Origin of the sequence: Variovorax paradoxus, assembly GCF_009755665.1 — a bacterium.
Classification (GTDB): domain Bacteria; phylum Pseudomonadota; class Gammaproteobacteria; order Burkholderiales; family Burkholderiaceae_C; genus Variovorax; species Variovorax paradoxus_G.
The window spans coordinates 4,750,627-4,768,027 of sequence record NZ_CP046622.1 but is presented as its reverse complement, the minus strand read 5'-3'; the positions used below and the strand labels follow the sequence as shown (position 1 = coordinate 4,768,027).

Genomic DNA, 17,401 nt, shown 5'->3' with positions numbered 1-17,401 from the left:
TCCAACCATGTTCTTCCTCGCATCGATTGTTGGTCGCCGAACGGGGATGAGGTTTTTTGCAGCGAATGCTGGCGGAACTACAGACTCTTAATCTCGTGGTCGCGGGTTCGAATCCCGCCGGTCGCAAGGCCGTAGCTCAGTGGTAGAGCACGAATGTTTCGCCGATTTTTGTCGCTGCTTTTTTGTTTTGAGGTGAATGCAGGCGGGTTTACAGGATAGAGCGTCATGGTCTTGGCCATGAAGGTCCCGGGTTCAACCCCCGGTCTGTTTCGGCAGATAGCTCAGTTAACAACCCGTCGCTCCTCGTCACCTTTTTATTCCGCAAGCGCGGATTTCGGATCCGGCGCCCGAATCAGACGGTCGTGAAGAATAGATAGAGAGAAAAGAAAATGGAACAGAACTACAAACTGCATGAAGTAGCCAACGGCGTCCCCGTAAAAATGTGGACGAACGGCGTGCCTGTGGAAGACGAGGCGCAGAAGCAGCTCGAGAACGCGGCGCGCCTGCCCATCGTGTTCAAGCACATCGCGGCCATGCCCGACGTGCACTACGGCATCGGCGCGACCGTGGGCTCGGTGATCCCGACTTTCAAGGCCATCATTCCCGCCGCCGTCGGCGTGGACATCGGCTGCGGAATGATGGCCTGCAAGACCACGCTCAACGCGCGCGACCTGCCCGACAACCTGGGCCCGCTGCGTTCGGCCATCGAGAAGGCCGTGCCGCACGGATCGAATCCCAAGCGCATGGGCCGCGACAAGGGCTCGTGGGAAACGCCGCCCGATGAAACCGATGCGGCCTGGGCCAAGCTGGTGGATGAGTTCGACCTGATCTGCGAGGACTACCCGCGCCTGAAGAATACCAACAACCACAAGCACCTGGGCACGCTGGGTACCGGCAACCACTTCATCGAGGTGTGCCTCGACGAGGCGGGTGCCGTGTGGTTCATGCTGCACTCGGGTTCGCGCGGCGTGGGCAATGCCATCGGCACGCACTTCATCGAACTCGCGAAGAAGGACGCCGAACTGCACCAACGCAACCTGCCCGATCAGGACCTGGCGTACTTCGAAGAAGGCGCCAAGTACTTCGGCGACTACGTGCGCGCGGTGGGCTGGGCCCAGAAGTTCGCGCGTGCCAACCGCGAAGTGATGATGCAGCGCGTGGTCGCGGCCGCGCGCAAGGTCATCACCAAGCCGTTCGAGGCGCATGTGGAAGCGGTGAACTGCCACCACAACTACGTGAGCCGCGAAACGCACTTTGGCGAAGACGTGCTCGTTACGCGCAAGGGTGCGGTAAGCGCCAAGGCGGGCGAACTCGGGATCATTCCCGGCAGCATGGGTGCCAAGAGCTACATCGTGCGCGGCAAGGGCAACCCCGAGAGCTTCATGAGCTGCAGCCACGGCGCCGGCCGAAAGATGAGCCGCACCAAGGCGAAGAAGCTCTTCACCATCGCCGACCAGATTGCCGCGACCGAGGGCGTTGAATGCCGCAAGGACGCCGACGTGATCGACGAGATTCCGATGGCCTACAAGGACATCGACGCGGTGATGGAAGCGCAGAAGGACCTGGTGGAGGTGGTCTACACGCTCAAGCAGGTGGTTTGCGTGAAGGGTTAGTAACCCGCGCTGGTCTCAGGACGGAGGGTGCGGGCGTGTGCAACGGCAATCGGGTAAGTAAACAATGAAAAGCAACAAGCAACGCCGCGCCGAAATCAAGGCGCATCGACTCCAACGCGCCGCAGCGTTGAAGGCGCAGCTGCGCACGCAAGACGCCCGTCAGCTCTCGGCGGGCGGACTCGTGCCCGGCATGGTCATGGCCGACAAGTCGCGGCTTGCGCACTACAACACCACGTTCGGCGAGGTGCCGGATTTCTATCTTGATCAGGCCTACACCTGCCGAGATTGCGGCGCCCAGGAGGTATGGACGGCGAAGCAGCAGAAGTGGTGGCACGAAGTCGCGCAAGGCTCGGTGTACAGCCACGCAGTGCGATGCCATGCATGCCGGCAGGCCCGCCGGGCCTTGCGCGATGCAGCGCTTCGGAACGAAGGCGCCAACCTGCTGGGCGACGAGGTGGCCCGGTTGCGTGCGCTCGCCATGCAAAAGCTCACCGCCAACGCGCTCGCGCAAGTGGAAGCTGCCCTGCAAAGCAAGTGGCGCAGTCTGCGCGTGGTCGCCATCGAAGTCATGGGTCAGTGGGGTGGGGCCGAGCAGATCGAGCGGCTGCAGGCATTCGCAGCGAACCGCACGAGCAGCTACGGGACGTGGGAACGCGAGGCAGCAGACGCCGCGACGAAAGCACTGGCGCGCAGGGCCGAAGAGGGGAGTTGGAAATGCTGATGAAGCTCACCTTCCTGGGCACATCCTCAGGAGTTCCCACGCGCCAGCGCAACGTCTCCGGCCTCGCGGTGCAAACCGTGCTCGGCACCGACTGGTTCCTTGTCGATTGCGGCGAGGGCACGCAGCATCGGCTGCAGCAGACCCGGCTGTCTTTGCACGAGATGGCGGCGGTCTGCATCACGCACGTGCATGGCGACCATTGCTACGGTCTGCCGGGCCTGCTCGCGAGCGCGGGCATGGGCAAGCGCACCAGGCCGCTGAAGCTGATCGCGCCGCTGCCGGTGTGGCAATGGTTCGACGCCACGCGCCGGTTGACGGACCTGCATCTGCCCTACGAGGTGGAGCATGTCGATCTGGAAGCCGACGCGCTGGTGTACGAAGCCCCGGGCCTACGCATCGACCGCCATGTGCTGCGGCACCGGGTGCCCAGCCACGCCTATCGCGTGCAGGTCGAAACCTGGCGCGTGCGGCTGAAGGCCGACGCGCTTCGTGCCGCCGGCCTGCCGCCCGGCCCCGCATGGCGCGCGCTGCAGAACGGCGAAGACGTGCCTTTCAACGGCGCGGTGCTGCGCAGTGCCGACTTTGCGGAGACGCAGGTCGACACGGCAAGCGCTGTGCTTGGCGGTGACAACGCGGAGCCTGCGCTGCTGCATGCGGCCTGCGAAGGCGCTCAACTGCTGGTGCACGAGGCCACCTACACGCAGGAGGCGCTGGACAAGGTCGGCCCAGGGCCCATGCACAGCTCCGCGCGCCTGCTGGCCGAGTTTGCGCAGTCTGCCAAAGTGCCCAACCTGGTGCTGACGCACCTGAGCCCGCGCCACCAGAACGAAGAGGGGATGGCGGCGCTGATGGCGGAAACCCAGGCCTACTACACCGGCACCGCGTTCCTGGCCAACGACCTGGACGTTTTTGAACTCGACAGCGCCGGCAAGGTGGCTGTCACCCGAGCCCGATCGGATGAATGAGAACATCCGGCGGCAAGAAGAAGATTTTTATCCATGAGCAACCAAGAAGAATTCCTGCGCTCGGCGCACCCCATCGATCCCGCCATGCGCGCGCAGATCATGGACGCGCTGCGCGACATCGAAACGCGCCATGACGTGACGGTGCTGTTCGCCTGCGAATCCGGTAGCCGCGGCTGGGGTTTTGCCTCGCCCGACAGCGACTACGACGTGCGCTTCATCTACGTGAACCGCCTGCCGTGGTACCTCACGGTCACGCCGCGCCGCGACGTGATCGAACTGCCGATCAGCGGCGACCTCGACGTGAACGGCTGGGACCTGCGCAAGGCGCTGGGCCTCATGCGCGAGTCGAACCCCACGCTGCTCGAATGGCTGCGCTCGCCGGTGGTGTACCGCGAGGACGACGCGGCCATGCCACGGTTTCGTGCGCTCTCGGAGGCGGTGTTTTCCAACGCGCGCGGCTGGCATCACTACGCGTCGATGGCAAAGAAGAATTTTCGCGAGCACCTGCAGGCGGACGAGGTGCGCTACAAGAAATACCTCTATGTGCTGCGCCCGCTGCTGGCCGCGCGATGGATCCGCACGCAGCCCGGCGTGCCGCCGATGCGCTTTGCCGACCTGGCGCAGAAGACGCTCGACGCCGTGCGCGATGCCGCGCTGATCGAGGAAATCAACGCGCTGCTCGAAGTGAAGATGCGCGCCGGAGAAGCTGCGACCAGCCCGCGCTGGCCCGGCATTCACGCGTTCATCGAAAGCGAGCTGGCGGCCAACGCGGCCGAACCCGTCGCGCCGCTGCCGCAGGCCGAGGGTGCAGGGCTCGATGCGTTTCTCTGCGAGACGGTGCTGCGCTTCGACGCGGCCGCGTCCGATGCAAAGAAAGGAGGCTGTGCATGATCGAACTCGACGGCTCGCAAGGCGAGGGCGGCGGCCAGATCCTGCGCACCAGCCTCGCGCTGTCGGTGGCAACGGGCCAGCCCGTCGCCATCGAGAAGATTCGCGCGGGCCGCGCCAAGCCGGGCCTGATGCGCCAGCATCTCGCCTGCGTCATCGCGGCGGCCGAAATCAGCGGCGCGCAGGTCGAAGGGGCCGAGCTCGGATCGCACTCGCTGCGCTTCGTGCCCGGCCCGGTGCGTGCGGGCGAATACAGCTTCACGATCGCGAGCGCGGGCAGCTGCATGCTGGTGCTGCAAACGGTGCTGCCGCCGCTGCTGCTGGCCGGCGCGCCAAGCCGCGTGCAACTGCGCGGCGGCACGCACAACCCGATGGCGCCGCCGTTCCACTTTCTGGAGCGCGCCTTTGCGCCGCTGGTGCGCCGCCTGGGCGCGGACCTGCAACTGGTGCTGCGCCGCTGCGGCTTTTATCCCGCCGGCGGTGGCGAGGTAGAGGCGACCATCGTTCCGTCGGTCGACAGGCTGAAGCCCTTCGACCTGGTCGAGCGCGGCGCACTGCTGTCGGGCCATGCCGAGTGCCTGGCGCCGGGGCTCGCACGGCACATTGCCGCGCGCGAGCTGGAAACACTGGGCAAGGCCATGGGCTGGTCGGGCGAGCAACTGCGCGTTGGCACGGCGCGGCAGAACGAAGGGCCGGGCAACGCGCTGCTCGCCACGCTGGCCTACGAGCACGTGACCGAGGTTTTTACGGCCTTCGGCGAAAAGACGCTGAGCGCAGAGCAAGTGGCGCATGCGCTGGTGAGGGAGCTGCGCGACTTCCAGAAGAGCCAGGCGGCCGTGGGGCCGCATCTGGCCGACCAGCTGGCGCTGCTGCTGGGCCTGGCCGCATGGCAAAGCGGCGGCGCTGCCGCCTTCACCTGCAGCGAGGTGACGGAGCACACGCGAACCAACTGCGCCGTGATCGAGCGCTTTTTGCCGGTGCGCTATGCCATCGAAGAAGCTGCGGACGCGGCCACCGTGAAGGTGGCGCGGGCCTGAGCGGCCGCCTTACAGGCCGGCTTGCTGCGTGAACGAAACGGCCGGCTTGCTGTAAGCCGAAGGCACCTGGTCGCGGTAGAAGGCGCGGCGGTCCAGGCTTTGCAGCGGATCGTGCGCGGCGGCCACGGCCTGCGCGCGCACCGTGTTGCGGTCGAGCGTGGATTCGACGGCCACCACGCCTTCGGCGGCGCTGTCCGAATACGTGTTGCCGCCGCGCGCAGCGGCCACGGCTTCTGCCTGCACGTCCGCACGGTTGGCGTACGACGTGAGGGCCTGCACGCCTTCGTAGGTTTCGGCATGTGCGCCGGCGGCGCCCAGCATGGCGAATGCGGCGGCGGAAACGGCGATGAGTTGCTTCGTGTTCATGATGAGAGTCCCCTAGACTGAAAGTGGTGTGGGCGGCGGACATTCGTCGTTGCCACAGATGCAGTGTGAAACCGCGCCGCGGCCTGCGCTGTGCGTTTGCGCACCGCTTTTGGCAACTGCTACAGGGGCGTTGCCGCGGGGACGGGCTGCGAACAGATCACCGCAAGCGGCTCGGAGCGCCCGCGCACCACCAGCGTGTCGACCTGATCTGCGGCATGCGCCAGGCCGGCCTGCTGCGCCGCGAACAGCGAAACCACCAGGCGCGATGCGGCCGCCTTGGAATGGTCCTGCAGCCGGCTTGCCGTGTTGACCACTTCGCCGATGGCGGTGAAGGTGGTCGTGTCGAGGTAGCCCACTTCGCCCACCGCCGCGCGCCCGGCGTGCAGGCCCATGCCAAAGTCCAGCCGCTGGCCGAACTGAGCTTCGAAGCCTTCGCTCCAGGCGTCCATGCGCTCGCCGATGAGCTCGGTCGCGCGCAGTGCCTGTCGGCATGCGGTGGGCAGGTCGGTCTCGAGCCCGAAGATCGCCATCACGCTGTCGCCGATGAACTGGTTGGGCACGCCGCCGCTTTCGCGCACGGCGGCACCCACCGTCGCAAAGTAGCGGTCGAGCACATAGGCCAGGTCGAACGGCCATTGCCGCTCCGACAGGCCCGACCAGCGCCGCAGGTCGACGAACAGAACGGCCACGTCGTGCTCGCGGCCGAAGCTGCTGACCGGCGCGGGCCGGCCGCCGTTGGGCGGCGGCGCAAACAGCGGAGTGACCTCGATGTCGCCGCGGGGCCGCAGCTGGCAGGCGAGCCGCACGTCATTGGGCGCACGCACGCGCTCCAGCGTTCGCTGCTCGTCGCGGCCGGGTTCGCCGATGTGTTCGGCGGGGCCGAGCACGCGCACACGGCAGGTCGAGCAGCGCGCCCGTCCCCCGCACACCGAAAGATGGGCGATGCCGTGCGAGCGGCTCGCCTCCAGCACGCTCCAGCCGCGCGGCACCTGCACGGTGCGGCCCGGGTAGCGCAGCGAAACCGAAAGCCCGCGCGGCCGGCGTGCCAGCCAGTGGCGCGTTCCGAAGGCTGCCAGCAAGGCGGCCAGGCCAAGTGCGTAGAAGACCTCGATGCCGGTTTCCACGGCGTCGAGCGTCCGGCCCTGGGCCGCGTTGGGCACCACTGCGGGCGGCACGCCGGTCCACTGGAACTCGCGCCCCATGGAGACGAAGCCCATCGCCGCGGCAAGGGGCAGCACGACCGCGAAGGCAAGCAGCAGATGGGAGAAGCGGCGGTAGCCCGGCCGTGCCCGCAACGCAAAGTGCATGCCGATGCAGCCGTGCGTCCAGGCCGCGAACATCATGGCGAGTTGCGCGGTGGCGCCCGGCAGGCTCCACCGCCCCCAGACCACGCGCGCATAGGAACCTTCGATGCCGTAGGCCTGGTAGGCGCCGCGCATGGCCGTCAGATGGGCGATCAGCAGCAGCGGCAGCGCGAAGCCGAGCAATATGCGCAGGCCCTCGAGCGGCGGCATGCGCAGGGTGCGGCGCTCCCACAGCGCGGCCACGGCAAGCGCCAGGTGAACGGTGGCGGCGCCATACAGCAGCAGCGTGCCCGGCAGGCTGTGCCAGAAGTGCTGCACGCCGCGCAGCACCGTCTCGGCCGCCGCAAAGGAGACGATACCCAGCGAATGGTTCAGCAAATGCGCCGTCACATAGGCCATCAGCACGAGCCCGCTCGCCCAGCGGAGATTGCGCCGGGTCGGCAGTCTCGGCAAAAAAGGGGCTTGGGGGGAACGTCTGTCCATGAACGGGTTCGAAGGGGCACCCGAGCATAATGCGCGCGCCCCTCTCACCCGGCATGGCCCCAACTACTCCTTCGACCACTCTTCGCTCCAGCCTTGCGCTGCGCCGCATCGCGCTGCTCGAGGGCCTTTCCGACCAGCGGCTGGACCTGCTTGCGCAGCAGTGCCTGTGGCACAGCGTGGAGGCCGGCAAGCCGCTGCTGCTGCGCGCCGAGCAGCAAGGCGACGTGTTCCTGCTGGTTTCGGGCCGGGTCCGGGTGACCACCTATTCGGCCAACGGCCGGCAGGTCACCTTCAGGGATTCGGAAGCCGGCGAGCACTTCGGCGACATTGCCGCGATTGACGGCGGGCCGCGCTCCGCCGACGTGGTCACGCTCGAACCCAGCGTGCTCGCCAGCCTGGACCGGCTCTCCTTCATGGCCCTGCTGCGCGACGAGCCCGTGGTGGCCGAGCGCGTGATGCAGCGGCTCGCTTCACTGGTGCGGCAGCTGTCGGAACGCGTGATCGACCTGAGCACGCTGGGTGTGCAGAACCGCTTGCATGCCGAGCTGCTGCGGCTCGCACGCACCGCGGGCGTTGAAGGCAACCAGTCGAGGCTTGACCCGGCGCCCAAGCATGCGGCCCTGGCCAGCCAGATCAGCACCAACCGCGAGCAGGTGACCCGCGAACTCAATGTGCTGGTGCGCAGCGGCGTGCTGCGCAAGGACGGCAAGGCCCTGCTGGTGGCCGACGCCGCCCGGCTCGAACGCATGGTGTCGCAAGTGCGCGGCGATGCGGGTTGAGCCGGCGGCCTGGCCGGATCAGTTCCAGCGGCCGCGCAGGCCTGCCAGGCTGAAGCGGCCCGCGCCCAGCAGCACCACGGCCAGCGCGCCGAACAGGTACAGGCCCTGCAGCTCGAGCGCCCAGCCACCCTGCTTGGTCAGGGCGAACAGGTCGGCCATGTGCACCAGGCCGAAGGCCGCGAGCATGTTGATGACGACCACGCCGGCGGCGGCGCGGGTCCAGAAGCCGGCAATCATGAGCAGCGGCGCCGCGATCTCGCCCACGTACACGAGGTAGGCCAGCCCGCCCGGCAGGCCGGCCTTCACCAGCATGGCGCTGACAAAGCCCACGCCGGCCGAAATCTTGAAAATGCCGTGCAGCAGCACCAGCACGCCGATGGCCACGCGCAGCAGCAGCTTGCCGGAATCGTCCAGCGCGGCGGGCGAGGGAGGGGCGAACGAAGATGCGATCGGCGCACGCGCGGAGTCGGCGGCTACGGCCTGGGTGTTCATGGCAGATCCTTGAGGAAAGTTGAAGCCCGCCGCGGAGTGCGGCGGTTGCGGTTCCAGTGTGCGCAGCCGCAGCCGGCGCGGCTGTGCGTTTACGCACACGTTTGCGAAGGTGCCCCAAGAATCCTGCAGGCCCGGCGCCGTCCTGCTACGCTTGCACCGCCCGCCACACGGCGGGCTTTTTTCTGCGCCGCCACACGGCGGGCTTTTTCTGCGCAGCCTTCCCATGCTCTTTCCTCTCATCACCGATCCGCATTTCTATGCGGTTGCCGTTCCGGCCGTGCTGTTGCTCGGCATCAGCAAGAGCGGGTTCGGCGCCGGTTTCGGCTCGCTCGCGGTGCCGCTGATGGCGCTCGCGGTCACGGTGCCGCAGGCCGCGGCCATCCTGATGCCGCTGCTGCTGTTGATGGACTTGCTGGGGATTGCGGCCTTCCGGCGCGACTTCGACCGGGCGCTGCTCAAGTTCCTGGTTCCGTTCGGGTTGCTCGGCACAGTCATCGGCACGCTGCTGTTCCGCACGCTTTCGGCCCCCACCGTGGCGGGCATCGTCGGCGTGTTCACCCTGCTGTTTCTTGCGCAGCGGCTGGTGTTTCCGCCCAAGCCGGACGACCCGCTGCCTTCGCGCGCAGTGGGCGCGGCGCTCACCGCGGTGTCGGGTTTCACGAGCTTCATTGCCCACGCCGGCGGGCCGCCCATCAACGCCTATGTGATTCCGCTGCGGCTCAAGCCGGTGGTGTTCACGGCCACCATGGCGTACTTCTTCTTCGTGGTGAACCTGAGCAAGTGGATTCCGTACGCCTGGCTCGGCCTCATCGACCTGCGCACCCTGGCCACATCGGCGGTGCTGATGCCTCTTGCGCCGCTCGGCGTGTGGGTCGGCATTCGCATTGCGCGGCGCATCAGCGCCACATGGTTCTACCGCTTCCTGTACCTCGGCATGCTGCTGACCGGGCTCAAGCTGGTTTACGACGGGTTTCTTGCCTGAGCCCGGCGCGCCCGGTCAGAACTCGACGATCGACTTGAACCCGCCGAAGATCATCCGCTTCGCGTCGAAGGGCATGGTCTTCGGGTCCATCGCGGCAATGCGCGGGTCGGCCATGACCTTGGCGTTGACCGTGTCGCGGTGCTTGCGCGACTTGTAGACGATCCACGAGAAGGCCACCGTCTCGTCCGCCTTCTGCTTCACGCTCTGCGGAAACGAAGTGAGCTTGCCGGGCTTCACATCGTCGGCAATGCACTCCACGTATTCGAGCGCGCCGTATTCCATCCAGATCTTGCCGGCCTTGCGCGCCAGCTTGCGATACGCCTCGACGTTGTTCGAGGGAACGGGAACCAGAAAGCCATCGACATAGCGAGCCATTGGAAGTCTCCTTGAGAGAAACGGAAAATAGAAAAGAAAGGCGGCGGCCCAACGGGCGAGCCCTCAAGATGCCGCTGCACGGTCTGCCGTGCTTGCGGATGCCGCGGCTCCCTCGTTGTTCTTGTCGTTCTGAGTGGACCCCGGAGATGCGGTGCGAAGCAGCAATGCCCCCAGCAATCCCGCCACCGCCGCAAACACGGCGCCGACGAGAAACGCAAGGTTGTAGCCACCGGTGAGGGCAAGAGGCAACTGCGCCCCGGCTGCCTGCATCGAGCCGGTGCGCGCCGCGGCGGCACTGGCCAGCACGGCAAGCCCGAGCGCGCCACCCATCATGAAGGCGGTGTTGACCACGCCCGAGGCCAGGCCCGAATCGGCCGGGTCGACCTCGCTCATGGCCGCGAGCAGCACCGGGTTGAACGCCATGCCGGCACCCAGGCCGAGCAGCATCATCCCGGGCAGCACGTCGACGACAAAGCTGCCGTTGACGGGCGCACGCGCGAAGAGCGCAAGGCCGATGGCCGCGAGCCACAGCCCGGCCGCGAGCGGCTTACGGATGCCGAAGCGCATTACCAGCCTGGCCGAGAGGCCGAGCGAGAACACCGCCATGATGATGTTGGCCGGCAGGAAGGCGAGGCCGATCTGCATTGGCGTGTAGTTCAGCACCAGCTGCATGTAGAGCGCGGAAATGAAGAACCACGCAAACATTGCCGCCGCCCACAGCACGCCCACCACGTTGGCGACCGACACACTGCGCAGGCGGAAGAGGCCCAGCGGCATCAGCGGGTGCTGCACGCGTGCCTCGATGGTGATGAAGATTGCGAGCAGCACCACCGCAGCACCGAGCAGGCCCAGCGTTTGGGTGGAGCCCCAGCCGGCTTCGTTGCCATTGACCACGCCGTAGACCGCGAGCATGAGCGACAGCGTGACGGTGACGGCGCCGGCCACGTCGAGCTTTTCGCCGTGCGCCTGGCCGCGCGCGTTGGGCAGCAGCGCCACGCACAGCGCATACACCGCCACGCCGATCGGCAGGTTCACCAGGAAGATCCAGTGCCAGCTCAGCGAGCTCGTGAGCAGCCCGCCCAGCAGCACGCCGATGCTGCCGCCGCCGGCGCAAACGAATCCGTACACCCCCATCGCCTTCGCGCGGTCGGCCGGCTCGGTGAACAGGTTCATGATCAGCGAGAGCGAGACGGCCGAAACCACCGCGCCGCCCAGCCCCTGCACCGCGCGCGCCGCCACCAGCAAGGCTTGCGAATTGGCAATGCCGCAGGCCAGCGATGCAAGCGTGAAGAGCACAAGGCCAATGAGGAAGAGCCTGCGGTGGCCGTACAGGTCGCCGAGCCGACCGCCCAGCAGCAGGAAGCCGCCGAAGGTCAGCATGTAGGCGTTTACCACCCAGACCAGCGAGGTCTCGGTGAAGCCCAGGTCGGTGCGGATCGAAGGCAGCGCCACGTTCACGATCGTGGTGTCCAGCACGATCATCAGCACGCCGAGGCACAGCACCATCAATGCGAGCCAGCGCTTCCGGTTGTTGTCGAGTGTGTCGGTCATGAAGAATGATTCCCTGCAGTTTGCGAGTGAGGTGGTTTCAGACCAGCGGCTTGCCGCCGTTGATGAGCCACGGCGTGCCGAAGCGGTCGGTCACCATACCGAAGCCCTCGACCCAGAAGGTCTTCTCGAAGGGCATGGAGACGGTGCCACCCTCGGCGAAGGCGTCGAACACGCGGCGCGCTTCGGCAACGGTGTCGAGGGTCAGCGCAACGCCGAAGCCCTTCATGCCTTCGTAGGTCTGGCCGGGCATGGTGTCGGAGGCCATGAGCATGCCGTCGCCGTAGGCAAGGGAGGCATGCATGATGCGCTTCTTGACGTCGGCCGGCATCTGCTCGGTATCGGGCGCTTCGCCGATCGTCATCATCATCTGCATGGTGCCGCCGAGTGTCTTCGCGTAGAAGCGCATGGCTTCGGCTGCGTTGCCGTCGAACGTGAGGTAAGCGTGGATGGGAGACATGGTCTTTCCTTTCGGTGGTTACTTTTCGGCGTCCACCACCAGCATCCAGCCAATGCCGAAGCGGTCGGTGAGCATGCCGAAGCTAGAACTGAAGAAGGTCGGCGTCAGCGGCTGCATCACCTGTCCGCCGTCGGCCAGCGCGTCGAACCATTGGCGCGCCTCGGCGTCTGTGCTGGCGCTGAGGGCGAGCATGATGCCCTTGAATTCCGCTTGGCCGGAACACCGTCCGTCGGAAGCCATCAGCTCGGTTTCGCCGATGCGCAAGACGGAGTGCATCACCTTGTCGGCGGCGGGCATGCCGCCGGCGCAGCCTGCTTCGGCTTCGCCCGCCGGCATTTCGGGCGCATCGCTGTAGCGCATGAGCTGCACGACTTCGGCGCCGAGCGCCTTCTTGTAGAACGCGATGGCTTCGTCGCAGCGGCCTTCGAACGACAGATAAGACTGGACTTTCATGGCGGATCCTTAGGACTGAGGTGAAAGGTTGCGCAGACGACCTGCGCGAATACGGAATACCTAGTTTGTGTACACCGTCCACAAAGAATAACAGACATAATGGACACTGTCCACATGGAGATTCCGATGAGCCCCCCCGTCGTTCCGCCCGCGCCCGTTCCGCCTGCCGCCCGAAGTACGTACCGGCATGGCGACTTGCGACGGGCGCTGCTCGAAGCGGGCGTCGAGCTGGCCCGGGACGGCGGCCCCGATGCGGTGGCACTGCGCGAGGTGACGCGGCGCGCGGGCGTGGTGCCCAACGCGGCGTACCGGCATTTCGCAAGCCGGCGCGAGTTGCTGCTGGCGGTGCGGGCGGCGGCGCTCTCGGCGGCTGCCGTTTCCATGGAAAAGGAACTGGCGGTTCTGCCCCGCGACCAGCCGCCGCTGGACTTCGCGCGGGCGCAGGTGCGGGCCATCGGGACGGCCTATCTGCGGTTCGCGCAGGCCGAGCCGGGGCTTTTTCGCACGGCTTTCGTGGTGTCGTCTGAAGATGCCGAGGGCGAGGTGGGCCCGGCGAGCGTGGGCGCCAGCGGGATGGGGCCCTTTCAGCTGCTGGGCGCGGCGATCGACCGGCTGGTGGAGGCGGGCGCGCTCGAGGCTTCGCGCCGGCCGGATGCCGAATACCTGGCCTGGTCGGCCGTGCACGGGCTGGCACTGCTGATCATCGACGGGCCGCTGAAAGGCATCGGTGCCGAAGCGGCCCACGCGCTCGGGCAGCGCCTGATCGACATGGTGGAGCGCGGCCTTTAGCCGGAGCTTCCCGGAGGCAGAGGGCTACAGGTAGATTTTCTGCAGCAGCCGGATCAGCGTTTCGCGCTCGCGCGCCGTGAGCCTTGCGCTGGCATCGGCCTCGAGCTGCGTCACCGTCTGTTCGGCTTCGCGAATGAGCTTGTCTCCCGCTTCGGTGAGATGCAGGCCGACGGCGCGGCCGTCGTGCGGATGCGGCTTGCGCTCGATGAGCCCCCGGCTGTCCAGCGTGGCCACCAGGCTCACCAGGTTGGGCGGCAGGATGTCGAGCGCGTTGCACAGCTGGCGCGAGGTGGCGCCCGGGTTGTGCGCCAGCAGCGACAGCACCGAAAAGTCGATCTGCTTGAGCCCGTAAGGGGCCATGCGTTCGGCGAATACGCCGCTGATGATCAGCCAGGCGCGGCGCGCGTTGTAGCCGACCAGGGCTTCGAGCATGCGGGCGTCGAGCCGGTCGGACTTGCCGTTGCCGGGCGCTGCCGGCTCTGCCTTGGCGGAACTGTTCTTGGATGGACGAGGCATGGCCCGAGCGTAACCCGTGGCCAGCCTGGCCGGGGCTCCGTCAGCTTGAAGCAGCGGGAGTTTTTGCGGCGTCGTGCGACATGGCGACACCCTCGCAGGCGCGCTTGACGATGCCCAGCCGCATTTCGAACTCGGGCAGCACCCAGCGCCGGAATGCCGCAGCAGGTCCGGCCCTGGCGGCACGTTCCGCATCCGATGCCTCGGCTGCGTCGATGCGCGCCCAGGCCCAGGCCATCAATGTGAGCGTGACCACGCGCAGGTAGTCGTCGGCCACTTCGTAGGGCAGCACCGGGTTGGCGTGCGCGGCCATGGCAATGGTGGTGCCCAGGTAGCGCAGCTGCGCGAGCCGGCGCTGCACGTCGGCATCGGCCTCGCGCGAGGCGTCGAGCGTGTCGCGCAGTTCGAGCAGCACGCCCGACATGGCGGCGCCGGCGTCGGGCAGCACCTTGCGCACCAGCAGGTCGATCGCCTGGATCTCGTTGGTGCCCTCGTAGATCATGGTGACGCGCGCGTCCCGCACGATCTGCTCGATGCCCCATTCGCGCACGTAGCCGTGACCGCCGAACACCTGCAGGCATTCGCTCGCACCATGAAAGGCCTGCTGGGTGCAGGCGGCCTTCAGCACCGGAGTGACCAGCGAACACCAGCGCTGCGCGCGGTCGCGCGCCTTGGCGTCGGCGTCGTGCGTGGCCACGTCGAGCATCAGCGCGGTGCGGTAGGCGAGCGTGCGCCCGGCCTGGACCCAGGCGCGCTGCGTGTCCAGAATGCGCCGGACCGCAGGGTGTTCGGCAATCAGGTCGGCGGCTTCAGTGCCGCGGCTCGCGGGCACGGCGCCGGGCGCGCGCATCTGGCGGCGCTCCGCGGCGTAGGCATCGGCTTTCTGCCAGGCGGCATCGAGCAGGCCGACGCCCTGCAGCGCCACATGCAGGCGCGCCGCGTTCATCATCACGAACATCGCGGCCAGGCCGCGGCCCGGTTCGCCGACCAGCCAGCCGGTGGCTTCGTCGAAGCGCATGACGCAGGTCGGGCTGCCGTGCAGGCCCATTTTTTCTTCGATGCGTTCGCAATGCACCGCGTTGCGCGCGCCGTCTTCCAGCTGCTTGGGCACCAGCACCAGCGACAGGCCCTTGGGCCCGGCGGGCGCATCGGGCAGGCGGCAGAGCACCAGGTGCACGATGTTCGGCGTCAGGTCGTGCTCGCCGCCTGAAATGAAGATCTTGCCGCCGCTCACGCGAAAGCTGCCGTCGGCCTGCGGCACGGCGCGCGTGCGCACCTGGCCCAGGTCGCTGCCCGCGTGGGCTTCGGTCAGGCACATGGTGGCGAGCCATTCGCCGGTGGCGATTTTCGAAAGGTAGCGGGCCTTCAGTTCGGCGCTGCCGTGATGCTTGAGGCAGGCGTAGGCGCCGTGCAGAAGCCCGGGCGCCATGGTGAACCCGTGGTTGGCCGCGCTCAGCCACTCGTAGAGAACGGCTTCGAGTACGGTCGGCAAACCTTGGCCGCCGTCTTCCGGCGCCGCCGAAAGGCTGGGCCAGCCGCCGTCGACCAGCGCCTGGTAGGCCTCGCGAAAGCCTGGCGGCGTGGTGACTTCGCCGGCGGCGAAGCGGCAGCCGATCTCGTCTCCACGTCGGTTCGATGGCGCGACCGCCTCGGCGACGAAGCGGGCGGCTTCGTCGAGCACCTGCGCCTGCAGCGCCTCGTCGACTTCGGCAAAGGGCGCGAGCGCGCCCAGCCGCAAGGGCGCGTCGAGCACTGCGTTCAGGACGAATCGGCTGTCTTCGGGGCGGGGGCGGTAATCCATCGAAGTATCGGGATCAGAGGATCAGGATTCGGCGGTGAAGCCGATCTTCTTGACCAGCGGACCCCAGCGCTCGTATTCGGCCTGCAGCGATTTCTTCATGTCCTCGGGCGAGGAGCCGTGTGCGATGAGGCCGACCGACAGCAGGCCATCGGCCACGGCCTTGTCCTTGAGTGCAGCCTGGATCGCGGTGCTTGCCGTGGCGACGACGCTGGCGGGGGTCTTGGCGGGCGCGAAAAAGCCGAACCATTCGTCGGCCACGATTTCCGGAAAACCCTGCTCGGTGAAGGTGGGCACATCGGGCAGGTAAGCCGCGCGCTGCGCACCCGAGGTGGCCAGCACGCGCAGCTTGCCGGCCTTGGCGAAGGGCAGGTAGTCGCCCACCGGCGTCATGCTCGATGCGATCTGCCCGCCCACCACGTCGTTGATGGCTGGCAGCGAGCCGCGGTAGGGAATGTGGCGCAGATCGGTGCCGCTGTTCAGGCCGAGCAGCGCGCCCAGGAAGTGAGGGGTGGAGCCCGCGCCCGGCGAGCCGTAGCTGGCCTGGCCGGGGTTGGCCTTGGCCCAGGCGATGTAGTCTTTCAGCGTCTTCACGGTGGCCGGCACCATCGGTCCGACCGCCAGGCCGTGCGTCATGACCGCGCCAATCGAAACGGGCGCGAAATCGGCAAGGCCGTAGCTCAGCTTGGTATAGATGTGCGGGTAGGTCGACAGCGCGGAGGCCTGCGCCAGGCACAGCACCGAGCCGTCGGCTACCGAAGTCTTGAGCGTTTCGAGTGCAATGCGCCCGCCCGCACCGGGCTTGTTCTCGACCACTGCGTTGATCTTCGAGAAAGGCGTGTCGCCGAGTTTTTCAGCGACACGGCGTGCCACGCTGTCGCCAGCGCTGCCGGCCGGAAAGCCGTAATAGATCTTTGCCTGCTGCACCGCCTGGGCGAGTGCGGCAAGCGGATGCAGGGCGCCGAATGCGGCTGCGCCGCCGAGTGCTGTCACGAACTGACGTCGATTGGTCATGGTCTTGTCTCCTGTATTTTTTCGAGGGGCTGGAATCAGCGCGGCGCCATGCGCAAGGCGCCGTCGAGGCGAATCACTTCGCCATTCAAATGCCCGTTGGTCACGATGTGGCAAGCCAGCTCGGCAAATTCCGAAGGCTTGCCCAGCCGCGGCGGAAACGGAATCGACGCGGCCAGCGACTGCTGCACGGCTTCGGGCAGTTCCATCAGGAGCGGCGTGGCAAAGAGGCCCGGCGCCACGGTGCACACGCGAATGGCGTGCTGCGCCAGGTCGCGCGCCATCGGCAGCGTCATGCCGACCAAGCCGCCTTTCGATGCGCTGTAGGCCTGCTGGCCCACCTGGCCGTCGAAGGCCGCGACCGAGGCGGTGAAGAGCATCACGCCCTTTTCGCCGTTGTCGAGTGCGTCGAGCTTGGCGCAGCGTGCTGCGAACAGGCGCGCCATGTTGTAGCCGCCGATCAGGTTGATGTTGACCACGCGCACGAAGTCTTCGAGCGGCGCCGGGTTGCCGTCCTTGCCGACGATGCGCTTCGCGCTGCCGATGCCGGCCACGTTCATGAGAATGCGCGCGGGGCCGTGCGCCGCGGCGGCCTTGTCGAGCGCGGCATTGACGCTTTCGGTATCGGTGATGTCGCAGACGCACGCCACGCCACCGATTTCGGCAGCCACTTTTTCGGCGAGCTCCGCGTTGCGGTCGAGCACGGCCACCTTGGCACCCAGGCGCGAGAGTTCGCGCGCGGTGGCTTCACCCAGGCCCGATGCGCCGCCGGTGACGAGTGCTGCTTGTCCTTCGATCTTCATGATGCTTGTCTCCTGGGTGTG

The 17,401-nt window shown here is 67.2% G+C and carries 19 protein-coding genes; 8 read left to right on the top strand and 11 right to left on the bottom strand.

The window, feature by feature from the left end; genetic code table 11:
• The first annotated feature begins 389 nt into the window (after window positions 1-389).
• The 5 genes from GOQ09_RS22275 to rtcA all read left to right on the top strand — a co-directional run bounded on the left by GOQ09_RS22275 (window position 390) and on the right by rtcA (window position 5,224).
• Window positions 390-1,613: an RtcB family protein gene (locus tag GOQ09_RS22275; RefSeq protein WP_157615802.1), complete on the top strand. Its 1,224-nt coding sequence runs from the start codon at window positions 390-392 to the stop codon at window positions 1,611-1,613.
• A gap of 64 nt (window positions 1,614-1,677) precedes the next feature.
• Complete coding sequence (locus tag GOQ09_RS22270; RefSeq protein ID WP_157615800.1) at window positions 1,678-2,334, top strand: zinc-ribbon domain-containing protein; 657 nt, start codon at window positions 1,678-1,680, stop codon at window positions 2,332-2,334.
• Window positions 2,328-3,299 (top strand): ribonuclease Z, encoded by a 972-nt coding sequence (locus tag GOQ09_RS22265; protein WP_157615797.1) that lies wholly within the window; start codon window positions 2,328-2,330, stop codon window positions 3,297-3,299. The genes GOQ09_RS22270 and GOQ09_RS22265 overlap by 7 nt, the downstream gene beginning before the upstream one ends.
• Before the next feature lie 33 nt (window positions 3,300-3,332).
• Window positions 3,333-4,190: a nucleotidyltransferase domain-containing protein gene (locus tag GOQ09_RS22260; RefSeq protein ID WP_157615795.1), complete on the top strand. Its 858-nt coding sequence runs from the start codon at window positions 3,333-3,335 to the stop codon at window positions 4,188-4,190.
• Window positions 4,187-5,224 (top strand): RNA 3'-terminal phosphate cyclase, encoded by a 1,038-nt coding sequence (gene rtcA, locus GOQ09_RS22255; protein WP_157615793.1) that lies wholly within the window; start codon window positions 4,187-4,189, stop codon window positions 5,222-5,224. Before GOQ09_RS22260 ends, rtcA begins: the two co-directional genes overlap by 4 nt.
• A gap of 9 nt (window positions 5,225-5,233) precedes the next feature.
• Here the strand turns inward: rtcA and GOQ09_RS22250 are convergent, their stop codons facing one another.
• Both GOQ09_RS22250 and GOQ09_RS22245 read right to left on the bottom strand, forming a co-directional pair.
• Window positions 5,234-5,590, bottom strand: coding sequence for an alpha/beta hydrolase (locus GOQ09_RS22250; RefSeq protein ID WP_157615791.1), 357 nt, complete (start codon window positions 5,588-5,590; stop codon window positions 5,234-5,236).
• Window positions 5,591-5,709: 119 nt separating this feature from the next.
• Window positions 5,710-7,377: an adenylate/guanylate cyclase domain-containing protein gene (locus GOQ09_RS22245; RefSeq protein WP_157615789.1), complete on the bottom strand. Its 1,668-nt coding sequence runs from the start codon at window positions 7,375-7,377 to the stop codon at window positions 5,710-5,712.
• A 29-nt stretch (window positions 7,378-7,406) separates the two neighbouring features.
• Here GOQ09_RS22245 and GOQ09_RS22240 point away from each other — a divergent pair, with 29 nt between their 5' ends.
• Window positions 7,407-8,156 (top strand): Crp/Fnr family transcriptional regulator, encoded by a 750-nt coding sequence (locus GOQ09_RS22240; RefSeq protein ID WP_157615787.1) that lies wholly within the window; start codon window positions 7,407-7,409, stop codon window positions 8,154-8,156.
• An 18-nt stretch (window positions 8,157-8,174) separates the two neighbouring features.
• Here the strand turns inward: GOQ09_RS22240 and GOQ09_RS22235 are convergent, their stop codons facing one another.
• Window positions 8,175-8,648 (bottom strand): DoxX family protein, encoded by a 474-nt coding sequence (locus tag GOQ09_RS22235; protein ID WP_157615785.1) that lies wholly within the window; start codon window positions 8,646-8,648, stop codon window positions 8,175-8,177.
• A gap of 223 nt (window positions 8,649-8,871) precedes the next feature.
• Here GOQ09_RS22235 and GOQ09_RS22230 point away from each other — a divergent pair, with 223 nt between their 5' ends.
• Entirely contained in the window at window positions 8,872-9,630 is a 759-nt protein-coding gene (locus GOQ09_RS22230; protein WP_157615783.1) for a sulfite exporter TauE/SafE family protein, read from the top strand.
• A gap of 15 nt (window positions 9,631-9,645) precedes the next feature.
• Here the strand turns inward: GOQ09_RS22230 and GOQ09_RS22225 are convergent, their stop codons facing one another.
• From GOQ09_RS22225 to GOQ09_RS22210, 4 genes are all read right to left on the bottom strand, one after another.
• The gene (locus GOQ09_RS22225; RefSeq protein WP_157615781.1) at window positions 9,646-10,005 is read right to left on the bottom strand and encodes a DUF1428 domain-containing protein; all 360 of its coding nucleotides are present in this window, start codon (window positions 10,003-10,005) and stop codon (window positions 9,646-9,648) included.
• 63 nt (window positions 10,006-10,068) lie between these two features.
• Entirely contained in the window at window positions 10,069-11,556 is a 1,488-nt protein-coding gene (locus GOQ09_RS22220; RefSeq protein WP_157615779.1) for a DHA2 family efflux MFS transporter permease subunit, read from the bottom strand.
• Window positions 11,557-11,593: 37 nt separating this feature from the next.
• Window positions 11,594-12,013: a VOC family protein gene (locus GOQ09_RS22215; protein ID WP_157615777.1), complete on the bottom strand. Its 420-nt coding sequence runs from the start codon at window positions 12,011-12,013 to the stop codon at window positions 11,594-11,596.
• Between the two features lie 18 nt (window positions 12,014-12,031).
• Window positions 12,032-12,466 carry a VOC family protein gene (locus GOQ09_RS22210; protein WP_157615775.1) on the bottom strand — a complete coding sequence of 145 codons (435 nt, stop codon included), beginning with the start codon at window positions 12,464-12,466 and terminating at the stop codon, window positions 12,032-12,034.
• A 126-nt stretch (window positions 12,467-12,592) separates the two neighbouring features.
• Here GOQ09_RS22210 and GOQ09_RS22205 point away from each other — a divergent pair, with 126 nt between their 5' ends.
• On the top strand, window positions 12,593-13,255 hold the full coding sequence (locus GOQ09_RS22205; protein ID WP_157615773.1) for a TetR/AcrR family transcriptional regulator: 663 nt from the start codon (window positions 12,593-12,595) through the stop codon (window positions 13,253-13,255).
• 24 nt (window positions 13,256-13,279) lie between these two features.
• On the opposite strand, the gene GOQ09_RS22200 is transcribed toward GOQ09_RS22205, so the two are convergent.
• The 4 genes from GOQ09_RS22200 to GOQ09_RS22185 are packed head-to-tail and all read right to left on the bottom strand — an operon-like array spanning window position 13,280 to window position 17,380.
• Complete coding sequence (locus GOQ09_RS22200; RefSeq protein ID WP_157615771.1) at window positions 13,280-13,771, bottom strand: MarR family winged helix-turn-helix transcriptional regulator; 492 nt, start codon at window positions 13,769-13,771, stop codon at window positions 13,280-13,282.
• Window positions 13,772-13,811: 40 nt separating this feature from the next.
• Entirely contained in the window at window positions 13,812-15,569 is a 1,758-nt protein-coding gene (locus tag GOQ09_RS22195) for an acyl-CoA dehydrogenase family protein (RefSeq protein ID WP_157615770.1), read from the bottom strand.
• A 21-nt stretch (window positions 15,570-15,590) separates the two neighbouring features.
• Entirely contained in the window at window positions 15,591-16,580 is a 990-nt protein-coding gene (locus GOQ09_RS22190; RefSeq protein WP_157615768.1) for a Bug family tripartite tricarboxylate transporter substrate binding protein, read from the bottom strand.
• A 35-nt stretch (window positions 16,581-16,615) separates the two neighbouring features.
• A complete protein-coding gene (locus GOQ09_RS22185) occupies window positions 16,616-17,380 on the bottom strand; it encodes an SDR family NAD(P)-dependent oxidoreductase (RefSeq protein ID WP_157615766.1) in 765 nt (254 codons plus the stop codon).
• Window positions 17,381-17,401: the final 21 nt, after the last annotated feature.